The 11,295-nt window shown below is 66.0% G+C and carries 10 protein-coding genes; 4 read left to right on the top strand and 6 right to left on the bottom strand.

The genetic code is table 11. The features are described 5' to 3' along the window. Nucleotides 1-267: 267 nt before the first annotated feature. Complete coding sequence (locus tag J7E83_RS01275) at nt 268-1,593, top strand: SufS family cysteine desulfurase (RefSeq protein WP_214958607.1); 1,326 nt, start codon at nt 268-270, stop codon at nt 1,591-1,593. Nucleotides 1,594-1,617: 24 nt separating this feature from the next. Beyond that, on the top strand, nt 1,618-2,067 hold the full coding sequence (gene sufU / locus J7E83_RS01270; RefSeq protein ID WP_214958606.1) for a Fe-S cluster assembly sulfur transfer protein SufU: 450 nt from the start codon (nt 1,618-1,620) through the stop codon (nt 2,065-2,067). Between the two features lie 49 nt (nt 2,068-2,116). Here sufU and nhaA read toward each other — a convergent pair whose 3' ends face one another. The 3 genes from nhaA to J7E83_RS01255 all read right to left on the bottom strand — a co-directional run bounded on the left by nhaA (nt 2,117) and on the right by J7E83_RS01255 (nt 4,246). Further along, a complete protein-coding gene (gene nhaA / locus J7E83_RS01265; protein ID WP_214958605.1) occupies nt 2,117-3,430 on the bottom strand; it encodes a Na+/H+ antiporter NhaA in 1,314 nt (437 codons plus the stop codon). A 92-nt stretch (nt 3,431-3,522) separates the two neighbouring features. Beyond that, entirely contained in the window at nt 3,523-3,744 is a 222-nt protein-coding gene (locus J7E83_RS01260; protein ID WP_214958604.1) for an SCO4848 family membrane protein, read from the bottom strand. A gap of 4 nt (nt 3,745-3,748) precedes the next feature. Beyond that, a complete protein-coding gene (locus J7E83_RS01255; RefSeq protein WP_214958603.1) occupies nt 3,749-4,246 on the bottom strand; it encodes a DUF2505 domain-containing protein in 498 nt (165 codons plus the stop codon). A 180-nt stretch (nt 4,247-4,426) separates the two neighbouring features. Here J7E83_RS01255 and mfd point away from each other — a divergent pair, with 180 nt between their 5' ends. Further along, a complete protein-coding gene (gene mfd, locus J7E83_RS01250; RefSeq protein ID WP_214958602.1) occupies nt 4,427-8,119 on the top strand; it encodes a transcription-repair coupling factor in 3,693 nt (1,230 codons plus the stop codon). A gap of 4 nt (nt 8,120-8,123) precedes the next feature. Continuing rightward, a complete protein-coding gene (locus tag J7E83_RS01245; protein ID WP_214958601.1) occupies nt 8,124-8,945 on the top strand; it encodes a metal-dependent hydrolase in 822 nt (273 codons plus the stop codon). A gap of 100 nt (nt 8,946-9,045) precedes the next feature. Here J7E83_RS01245 and J7E83_RS01240 read toward each other — a convergent pair whose 3' ends face one another. The 3 genes from J7E83_RS01240 to J7E83_RS01230 form a co-directional block, all read right to left on the bottom strand. After that, nucleotides 9,046-9,291, bottom strand: coding sequence for a hypothetical protein (locus J7E83_RS01240; RefSeq protein ID WP_214958600.1), 246 nt, complete (start codon nt 9,289-9,291; stop codon nt 9,046-9,048). Nucleotides 9,292-9,343: 52 nt separating this feature from the next. Then, nucleotides 9,344-10,069 (bottom strand): deoxyribose-phosphate aldolase, encoded by a 726-nt coding sequence (gene deoC / locus J7E83_RS01235; RefSeq protein ID WP_214958599.1) that lies wholly within the window; start codon nt 10,067-10,069, stop codon nt 9,344-9,346. 149 nt (nt 10,070-10,218) lie between these two features. Further along, the gene (locus J7E83_RS01230) at nt 10,219-11,079 is read right to left on the bottom strand and encodes an FAD-dependent oxidoreductase (RefSeq protein ID WP_214958598.1); all 861 of its coding nucleotides are present in this window, start codon (nt 11,077-11,079) and stop codon (nt 10,219-10,221) included. Nucleotides 11,080-11,295: the final 216 nt, after the last annotated feature.

Raw genomic sequence — 11,295 nt, 5'->3', positions numbered from 1 at the left:
GAAGCGGTCCAAGGGGCTGAAGACCAAGCCACCCGAACATAACAGGCCTCCTCGTATTTCAACTTCCGGTCCGCAAGGGCCGGATGCCAGACGGGGCCGGCGACGTCAGAGTCTTCTGAGACCGAGGCTCTCCCCCCAGCCGTCGCCGGCCCTCAGCTCCGACGGCTGAAGCCCGGAGCGGCTGTGGCGGCTCCCCCCGGGGACGCCGCCACAGCCGTGCTGTGGGACAATTGAGTGTCAATCCATTGGCATCTCAAGGAGTTAGCTTTGGCTGTAGTATCAACGCCTGCCACCCTGGAACGCGCACTGCCGGCCATGGATAACGCTGAAGTCCTGCGGATCCGGAACGACTTCCCGGTGCTGGACCAGTTCGTGAACGGGCGGCCTCTTGTCTACCTCGATTCCGGCGCGACGTCGCAGAACCCGGTCAGCGTGATCGAGGCCGAGCAGGAATTCTATGAGCAGCGGAACGCGGCCGTGCACCGCGGCGCGCACTACCTCGCCGTCGAAGCCACGGAGGTCTTCGAGGACGCCCGCCAGACGGTAGCGGACTTCATCGGGGCGGACTTTGCCGAGACAGTGTGGACGTCCAACGCCACGGAAGGCCTCAACCTCATCAGCTATGCCCTGTCCAACGCGGCGCTGTGGGCTGCGCAGGGACGCGGTGATGCCAGGCTGAAGGACCTTGCCGTTGGTCCAGGTGACCAGATTGTGGTCACGGAAATGGAGCACCACGCCAACCTGATTCCCTGGCAGGAGCTCGCTTTCCGGACCGGCGCTACACTTCGCTACATCCCCGTCGATGATTCCGGCGCCCTGCGGATGGACCTCGCCCCGGACATCCTGGGGGAGCGGACAAAGGTGCTGGCCTTTACCCACGCTTCGAACGTGCTGGGAACCATCAACCCCGTGCAGGAACTGGTGTCACTGGGCCGGAAGGTTGGCGCCCTCGTGGTCCTCGACGCCTGCCAGTCCGCCCCGCACCTTCCGCTGGCCGTCAAGGAGCTGGACGTCGACTTCGCCGTCCTCTCCGGCCACAAAATGCTCGCGCCCACCGGCATCGGAGTGCTGTACGGGAAGCAGGAGTTCCTGGACGTCCTCCCGCCGTTCCTCACAGGCGGGTCCATGATCACCACCGTGACCATGGAGCGGGCCGAGTATCTGCAGGCGCCGCAACGCTTCGAGGCGGGCACCCAGCGCATTTCCCAGGCGGTTGCCCTGGCCGCCGCCGTGAACTACCTCGCCGAAACGGGACTTGAGCGCGTGCATCGCTGGGAGTCGGACCTCGGCCAGCGGATGGTGGCAGGGCTGGAGAGCATTCCAGGAATCCGGGTCCTCGGGCCTGCAGCCGGGCTGGACAGGATCGGGCTGGCGGCCTTCGACGTGGACGGGGTGCACGCCCACGACGTCGGGCAGTTCCTGGACGCGCAGGGCATCGCCGTCCGGGTGGGGCACCATTGCGCCCAGCCCTTGCACCGCCGCCTGGGCCTCACCGCAACCACCAGGGCGAGCGCCTACCTCTACAACACCACCGACGACGTCGATGCGTTCCTGGATGCCGTGGCCGGCGTCCGCTCCTACTTCCGCGTGTAACGCGGCCCTGGAAGTGTGTGAACAATGAGTCTTGACCAGCTGTACCAGCAGATTATCCTTGACCACTCCAAGGCCCGTCACGGCAGTGGACTCGCCGGGATCGCTGCCCCTGAGGGCGCTTCAACGGGGCAGTCGCACCAGCTCAACCCCGTCTGCGGGGATGAAGTCACCCTCCGGGTGGCTGTTGAGGACGGCAAAGTTGCGCAGATTTCGTGGGACGGCGCGGGCTGTTCCATCTCCATGGCGTCGGCCTCCGTCCTGAGCGAGTTGGCCGAAGGAATGTCGGTCGCAGAACTCCATGAGGTGATCGGGAAATTCCGGGAAGTCCTGCGTTCGCGTGGAAAGATCCACGCCGACCCTGAGATCCTGGGCGACGCCGCGGCTTTCGAAGGCGTGGCCCGTTACGCGGCGCGGGTCAAATGTGCCATGATCTCGTGGGTTGCGGCCGAGGATGCCCTGAACCAGGCCTCGTAGACAAACGGCGCAGCCAGGCTCTGTCTGCGGCGGATTCAGGCTCGCGTCCTCAGGGCTTGCTTTCAAATAGGTCCGGAACGCCGTCGCCGTCGGCATCACGCTGTTCTGCCTTTTCTAGGGCACGGTAGTGCCGGTTCCGGAGGCGGAGTACGACGGCGGCCAGCAGTGCCGCGGTCAGCGAACCGGCCAGGATGGCCACCTTCGCGTGCCCATCATGGACTGAACCGGAGCCGAAGCTCAGTTCCGCGATGAGCAGCGAGACGGTGAAGCCCACTCCGGCCAGCAGCGCCAGGCCCGCGACGTCGATCCAGGCCAGGCCGTCGTCGAGCTCTGCACGGGTTGTCCGGGTGACCAGATAGGTGGTGCCGAACACTCCCAGCGTCTTCCCGACCACGAGTGCGGCCACAATCCCCAGTGCCACTGGATCCGCCAGCGCCGAGCGGAAGCCCTCGAAGCCGCCCACGGCGACGCCGGCCGAGAAAAAGGCAAACACCGGCACCGCGAACCCGGCCGACAACGGGCGGAGCCTGTGCTCCAGGGATTCGGCCATGCCTGTCCCCGTTTCGCCCCGCTTTCGGGAGGCCAGCACTGGGACAGCGAAACCGAGCAGCACTCCGGCCACCGTGGCGTGGATCCCGGAGGCATGGACAAGGGCCCAGGTTGCCACGGCCGGCGGGAGCAGCAGATACCAGGTCCGGATCCTCCTTTGGACGAGCACCGTAAAGACGCCCAGGGGCACCAACGCTGCCAGGAGCAGGAGGGGCTGGAGCCCCGATGAGTAGAAAAACGCGATAATGCCGATCGCCAGGAGATCGTCCACGACGGCCAGCGTCAGCAGGAAGGTCCGGAGGGCGGCAGGAAGGTGCGTGTTGATGACAGCCAGCACTGCCAGGGCAAACGCGATATCGGTCGCGGTGGGGATGGCCCAGCCTCGCAGGCTTTCCGCGCCTTGGCCAGCGTTGACCAGGGTGTAGATGAGCGCCGGAACCGCCACACCCCCGACAGCCGCTGCCACCGGCACCACGGCCTTGGAAAAGCTGCGCAGCTCGCCAGAGACGAACTCACGCTTAAGTTCCAGGCCGGCGATGAAAAAGAAGACGGCCAGCAGCCCGTCCGAGGCCCAGTGTCCCAGCGAAAGGCTGAGGTGCCACGGTTCGTACCCCAGTTCGAGGTCGCGCAGCCCGAAGTAGGCTCCCGCCGCCGGAGAATTGGCCCAGATGAGGGCTGCCGCGGTGGCAACCAGGAGCAGGGCGCCGCCGACGGTCTCCAAGCGGAGGATTTCGGTGATCCGGAGGTACTCGGGGTAGCTCGAACGGCTGAGGACCCTGGCGGTGAGGGCTGGACGGGCAGGGCGCTTGACCATGTGGGCTCCTGGTATCTGAGGGGTCGTCAAAACTCTTGCCGACCAGACTTCCCGGCGCACCTGCCCCCAGTCTAGCCGGGACGTGCCGCAGGTCAGCCCATCAGGGCGATAAGACCGATGGCAGCGGTGGCGGCCCCCAGCAGCATCGAGATGCCCACTAGCACCATGTGCACCGTGAGGAATCTAGTCGCATTGCCGGCTGAGTCCCGGGCCCGCGGGTCCTTCATGACGCGGCGCAGGAACTGCGGCCAGACCACGAGCGACCACGCCCCGGCGATGATCAGGATCCAGGATGCGAACAAGGGAAGCTGCATGGTTTCAGTGGCTTTCCAGCCAGGCCTGGGCCTGCTGGGACTGGATGTTCAGGGCCTTGGCCACCATGGGCTCCGCTGCCTCGGCGATTTTGCCGCCCAGGAACGGCACTGACGAGGTCACGTTGCCCTCCAGCTCAACGCGGGTGCTCCCGCCCTCGGCCACGAGCCGCTGGACCGCTGTCACATCGATGGGGGCGCCGGCGATCTTCAGGGTGATGTTGCTCTGGCGGGACCCGTCGGCCGCCGGGGCGTCCCAGTTCTCGACCTGCGTCACGGTGAGCTTTTCCCCCACGAACTTGCGGGCAATTTCCGGCAGGCGGGTGGTGGGAAGTGTACGGACGGACGTGGTGCTGAAGGCCCCGGTGGTGTCCCCGTCCACCGCGAAGGACTCCAGCGTCCCCCCGACCAGCTCACTCGTGTGCCGCTGGAAATCCTCGTCGGCGAAGACAGCTGCGACGCTGCCGACGGCGTGGGGAAGGGTGGTGGTTGCACTCAGTGCCATGGATCCTCCAGTGATTCGGGGTCAGTACGCTTTTTGCTTCCCACATCCTACGGGGACGTCAGCATCTTCTTGGAACCGGCTTCCCCGAGGCAGGGGTAGGCTGGAAGCACCTGGAATTCTTGCGGATTTCGGGTTTTCGTGTTGCCTGCGATCCCCATGAACACCACAGGAGCTTCTGCCATGAGCCGCAACGGCCAGTCCCAACACGGTCCATCGCTTGACGGACTGCGCCGCGTCCTCGCCGCGGACCAGACCTTCGCCCGCGTCCAAGCAGAGGCTGCCCGCGGCTTTGCCGTTCGCGGCCAGGACTACCAGATCAGCGCGCCCGCCGGACTACGGGCCGTGCTCCTCGCGGAAATGGCAGAAGGCTTGGCGGCCTTCTCCGCGGACCAGGTGGGGGACGGCCGGACGCCCGACGGCGGGACGCCGGCTGTGGTGCTGGCCGTCACCGCCACCGGGCGTGAGGCTGAAGACCTGACAGCGGCTCTCCGGGCCTACCTGCCCGCCGATTCGGTAGCAGAATTTCCCAGCTGGGAAACCCTTCCGCACGAACGGCTCTCGCCCCGCTCCGACACGGTGGGCCGGCGGCTGTCCGTCCTGCGCCGGCTGGCGCACCCGGAAAGCTCGACGGCGGGTCAGTTGCGGGTGGTTGTTGCTCCCGTCCGCGCCGTGGTCCAGCCGATTGTGGCAGGGCTCGGGGACTTGGTTCCGGTCACGCTGAAAGTAGGCCAGGAGGTGCCCTTCTCGGACGTGGTGCGGAGCCTTGCGGACGCAGCCTACTCACGCGTGGACATGGTCACTCACCGGGGCGAGTTTGCGGTGCGCGGCGGGATTCTCGATATCTTCCCGCCCACTGAGGACCACCCCATCAGGGTGGACTTCTTCGGCGACGAGGTGGATCAGATGCGCTGGTTCGCCGTGGCTGACCAGCGCTCGCTGTCCGCGCCGGGCGTCCATCATCCCACCGAGCTGCACGCCCCGCCATGCCGCGAAATCCTGATCACACCGTCGGTCATGTCCCGCGCCGCCACACTGAAGTCGCAGCTGCCCGCGGCGGCGGACATGCTGGAAAAGATCGCGGGCGGCATCGCCGTGGAAGGCATGGAATCCCTGGCGCCCGTGCTGGTGGACTCGATGGTCCCCTTCGTGGAGCAGCTTCCTGCCGGATCTATTTCCGTGGTGATCGAGCCCGAGAAGGTCCGCACCCGCGCGCACGACCTTGCCGCCACCAACGAGGAGTTCCTGGAAGCTGCGTGGTCCACGGCGTCTAACGGGGGCACCGCGCCCCTGGATCTGAGCTCCCAGGCCTCTGCGGCCCTCCACTCGGCCAGCTTCCGCTCCCTGACCGAGACCCGCAGCTCCTCCCTTGCGCATGACGTTTCGTGGTGGTCCATCACCTCGCTTGCCCAGGACGAGGAACTCCTCCCGGAGATCGACGTCCTGACCCTCCACGCCCGCGAACCCCGCGGCTACCAGGGCGATGTGGCCGAAATGATGGACTTCATCGGCACGCACGTCCGCGACCAGTGGCGCATCGTGATAGCCACCGAAGGCCCCGGGCCCGCGCAGCGCCTGGCCGAACTGTTCCACGACGCCGATATCCCATGCGCCCGGGTGGACACCCTGGATCAGGAACCCCAGGCGGGCATCATCGAGATCACTACCGCCGCCGTCGGACGCGGTTTTGTCCTGGACAACCTCAAACTGGGGCTGCTGACGGAAGCGGACCTGCTGGGCCGGACATCCGCAGGGTCCACCAAGGATATGCGCCGCATGCCGTCCAAGCGGCGGAACGCCGTGGACCCGCTGCAGCTCATCGCAGGCGACCACGTCGTCCACGAGCAGCATGGCATCGGGCGGTTTGTTGAACTGATCCAGCGAAAGGTAGCTGGCGGTGGCGAAGGAGTGCGGGAGTACCTGGTGCTGGAGTACGCCCCGTCCAAGCGCGGTGCGCCAGGCGACAGGCTCTTTGTCCCCACCGACCAGCTGGACCAGGTGACGCGTTACGTTGGCGGAGATACGCCGGTGCTCAGCAAGATGGGCGGCTCCGACTGGGCCAGCACCAAATCCAAGGCCCGCAAGGCCGTCAAGGAGATCGCCGGCGAACTCATCCGGCTGTACTCGGCACGGATGGCCTCCCGGGGCCACGCCTTCGGGCCGGACACGCCGTGGCAGCGTGAACTGGAGGAGGCCTTCCCCTACGTGGAAACGCCTGACCAGCTCACCACCATCAACGAGGTCAAGGCTGACATGGAGCGTGAGATCCCCATGGACCGCCTGGTCTCCGGAGACGTGGGCTACGGCAAGACCGAGATCGCCGTCCGCGCTGCGTTCAAGGCGGTGCAGGACGGGAAGCAGGTGGCCGTGCTGGTGCCGACCACCCTGCTGGCGCAGCAGCACTATGAGACCTTTACTGAGCGTTTCTCTGGATTCCCGCTCCGGGTCAAGCCACTGTCCCGGTTCCAGGGTTCAAAGGAAACGAAGGAGACGGTGGAGGGTGTGAAGAGCGGCTCCGTGGATGTGGTGATCGGGACGCACCGGCTGCTGTCCAAGGACTTTGAGTTCAAGGACCTTGGCCTGGTGATCGTGGACGAGGAGCAGCGCTTCGGGGTGGAGCACAAGGAAGCCCTGAAGAAGATGCGCACCAACGTGGATGTGCTGGCCATGAGCGCCACGCCGATTCCCCGGACCCTGGAGATGTCCCTGACTGGTATCCGCGAAACCTCCACCCTGGCCACGCCGCCGGAGGAACGGCATCCGGTCCTCACCTACGTGGGGCCGTACACGGACAAGCAGACGTCGGCGGCCATCCGCCGTGAACTGATGCGCGAAGGCCAGGTCTTCTTCGTCCACAACCGGGTGTCTACCATTGAACGAACCGCCGCCAAGATCCGCGAGCTGGTCCCCGAGGCCCGGGTGGAAGTGGCCCACGGACAGATGTCCGAAAGCCGGCTGGAACAGATCATCGTGGACTTCTGGGAGAAGCGCTTTGACGTCCTGGTGTGCACCACCATCATCGAAACCGGCCTGGATATTTCCAATGCCAATACCCTTATCGTTGACGGAGCGGACAAGTACGGGCTGTCCCAGCTTCACCAGCTCCGCGGGCGTGTGGGCCGTGGGCGTGAGCGGGCTTATGCCTACTTCCTGTACCCGTCCGAGAAGCCATTGGGCGAGGTGGCCCTGGAGCGCCTCAAGGCCGTGGCCGCGCACAATGAACTCGGGGCGGGCATGCAGCTGGCCATGAAGGACCTCGAAATCCGCGGGGCCGGCAACCTGCTGGGCGGCGAGCAGTCGGGCCACATCCAGGGGGTGGGGTTTGATCTTTACATCCGGCTGGTGGGCGAGGCCGTGGCCGATTACCGCGGCGATGCCGAAGAGAAGGCCGCCGAAATGAAGATCGAGCTGCCCGTGAACGCGCACCTGCCACACGACTACGTCCCGGGGGAGCGGCTGCGGCTGGAGGCCTACCGGAAGCTCGCCTCGGCGCTGACCTACGAGGCCATCGACGAGGTGCTGGCCGAACTGGTGGACCGCTACGGCGAGCTTCCCCTCCCGGCACAGAACCTCATCTCCGTGGCACGGTTCCGGGTTGGTGCCCGGGAGGCAGGCCTGTCCGACGTCGCACTGCAGGGGAACTTCATCAAGTTCTCTCCGGCGCAGCTCCCGGAGTCCAAGCTCATGCGCCTGGCCCGGATGTACCCCGGTGCCCAGTCCAAGCCTGCGCTGGACGCCGTGCTGATCCCCAAGCCGAAGACGGCGAAAATCGGCGGCCGGGACCTGCAGGACGCCGACATCCTGGAGTGGGCCAATGGGGTCATCCGCAACATCTTCTCCGACGCGCCTATTGCCGTCTCACCCTCGGTGAACTGACGTGATGGGAGGACACCACGCCGCGTCGGGAGCCGCGGCGTGGGTGGCTGTCGCGTCGACGGGGCCGTACACCCTGGGCTGGTATCCGCTGGACGCCACCGGCATCCTGATCGGCGGGATGGCCACGGCCGGAACGGCGCTGGTATGCGACTGGGACCACCGCCATAGCACGGTCGCCCACTCTCTGCCGCCATTGTCCAATGCCATAGCCGTGGGGATCGAGAACGCGAGCGGAGGGCACCGGCAAGGAACCCACTCCGTGCTCGGGGCTGCCTTTTTCGTGGTGCTCGCCACCATGGCCGGACAATTCCAGCTCCAGACGGACTGGGGATTGTTGTCGGTGGGTGCCGGCCTGCTGTGCATGTTCATGATCAACATCGCGGCCAAGGCCCTGAAGCTGTTTCCAAAATCAGGCTTTGTCAGCAACTGGATCTTCGCCCTGACGATGGCCGGGCTGGTCACCTGGTTCGCGCCGGACCAGTGGACCTGGCTCCCTGTCTCGATGCTGACCGGGGTGGTGGTTCATATCGTGGGGGACATGATCACCACCGGAGGGGTGCCGCTGCTGTGGCCACTGGTGATCAAGCCACCCAGGTTCCTGCGGAAACTGCCGGTGTTCAATGATGTCTGGAAGGCCAACGGTGCCTTTTCCTTGCCGCTGCTGGGAAAAGCCGGCTCCCGCCGTGAGTGGCTCGTGCTGATTCCTGTGAGCGCCTACGCCATGGTGGGGATGTCCCTCGCGGTGTGGGCACTGGCCAAGGCGCATTTTCCGTCCGCCCTTGCTCTCGGCAGCACCTTGGTCAGCAGCCTGTTCCGCTCGGGCTGAACCGGAGCGGCATCAAATAATGCGGACTTAAAGACCTGAGGCCCCGGAATATCCGGGGCGTCAGACTTCTTGACGTCCTGACTGGTCCTAGTGACTGGTCCTAGTGCTCGCCGGCCGAGTCGGAGCGGCCCAGGATGGTCTGCGGGATCCAGAACGCGAGGGCGAAGAGAACCAGGCAAACGGCCATGGGCCAGGGGTTGCCCAGGGTGAGGAAGGAGAGGGAGTAGATGGCGCCCAGGAACAGCGCCATCATGACGACGAACAGGACGATGCTCGTTACGGGACTGTTCTCGTTCTCCGGTGTCTGCACAGTGTTTGTGCTGGTCGCTGTGGTCTTGCTGGACATTCGTTCCTCCTCGGCCCCGCGGGGCTCAAACTGTGGCGGCATGGGGCTGCGGTCAGTAGGCGGATGAACCCTGTTCACCCTTGACGATGGCAATCCCGGAGCTGGCACCAATACGTGTTGCACCTGCAGCAATCATAGCTTGAGCGTCGGCCAGGGACCGTACGCCGCCGGAGGCCTTGACCCCCAGGCCGGGTCCCACGGTGCGGCGCATGAGCGCCACGTCCTCAGGAGTCGCACCGCCGCCATTGAAGCCGGTGGAGGTCTTGACGAAGTCAGCGCCCGCCTCCACTGCGGCCTCGCAGGCGAGGACCTTCTGGGCATCATCCAGGAGCGCCGTTTCGATGATGACCTTCAGGATGGCCCCGCCCGCGTGGACGGCTTCCGCCACAGCAGCGATGTCCTCCACGAGGGCACCCTTGTCTCCGGCGCGGGCCGCGGCGATGTTGATGACCATGTCGATTTCATCCGCACCGTCCAGCACGGCGCCCCGGGCTTCGAAGGCTTTCACGTCGCTGGGCGTTGCACCCAGAGGGAAGCCGACAACAGAACAGGCCAGCACGCCGGTTCCCTTGAGGGCCGTCTGGACGGTTTTTACCCAGATGGGGTTCACGCACACCGACTTGAAGTGGTACTCGGCAGCTTCCGCGCAGACCTTGAGGATATCCGACTCACTGGCCTCCGGCTTCAGCAGCGTGTGGTCGATGAAGGAGGCGATGTCGCCGGGCACGGGCTCGGTTCCGGCGGCCGGCTGCACGGCGGGAGTGGCTTCGTTGCTCATATTGTTCCTTCCGGGCGGCCTCTCAGGAGGCCTTTCATTGGGCCTTGTGGGCCGCAGGCGCCACGACGTCCATGGCTCTTCAGATGACCATCTTGCCACGTCGCGGCAGGCATGGTGCCGCCTGAGCCCTGGCCCCCTGGAGCCAGGGCTCAGGCGGCAACCTGCACAGGCTGCCCGGCCGAGGATGCCGTCATCAGCTGGGTGGCACAGGCACCGGCGGCGGAGGCGGCCGCCACCAGCAGTCCCAGCCGGACGCCGTCGAAAGCTGCTGCATCGCCGATGGCCCAGATGCCCGGGACCGAGGTCCGGAAGTCCTGGCCGATCTCGATCCCGCCGTTGGGCGCGGTCCGGAGGCCGCCGCTGGCAGCCAGGCTGTCGCGGGAAACCCTCTCCTCTGCTAACACCACCAGGTCACCGTTCATGCTGCTGCCGTCTTCAAAGACGATGCCGGACGCTGCAAGGCCTGATCCTGAAATGGCCGGGACAACCGCGGTGGGCCGGACGGTGGTGCGGACCGGCCGGACACCGCCGGCGCGGAGCACCGCTTCTGCCTGACCCGCTGATGCGCCGGTGCCCACAAGGATTCCCAGGGGACGCCGGCCAAGTTCCTTGGTGATTTCCTGAACTGCCTCACCAATGCGGGTGGCGTCATCGATCGTGGAATAGCTCAGGCACCGGCCTGCGCCCTCGACGGGGGACGCAACAGGCGTGGAGCCGGTGGCGATCACCAGTTGGTCGTAGCTGAACTCCATGCCATCCGCGGTGATCACTCGGCGGTTGTCTGAATCGATGAAGCTGGCCGGCTGGCCGAACCGGACCGACACTTGGGGCAGGCCGGAAAGTTCCAGCAGCTCCTCGGGCGCGTCGTCCCTGTTGCTCAGCACGGTGATGTGCCCGCTGAAGCGGGCACGCTCCAGGTGCCTGACCAGGGCCTGCGCCGCCGGCCCGGCGCCGGCGATGACGATGCGGGTAGCGGGGGAGGAGGAAGTGGATGGTGCCGGAGCGGACATGTGCTGGCCCTTTCGCTGGCGGCCGTGTGTGGTGCACGGGCCGGGAAGTTCGTGATGAACCCAGCGTAGGCGTCCGCCTTTTCCGTGGTGTTTCCCCGCTGTTGCCGTCAGGACGGTCCTTGTTCGCCAACGTTTACCGGCCGGTAACAGATCCGGTGACCTGCGTCTCATCCCGACGGCTAATGACACGGGGGAGCCTGTCCGGTCCCTGGCTGC

Source organism: Arthrobacter sp. ISL-48 (assembly GCF_018613805.1).
In the GTDB taxonomy this organism is placed as follows: Bacteria; Actinomycetota; Actinomycetes; order Actinomycetales; family Micrococcaceae; genus Arthrobacter.
Note: the sequence above shows the minus strand (reverse complement) of the source record. Positions and strands in the feature narration are given on the sequence as shown.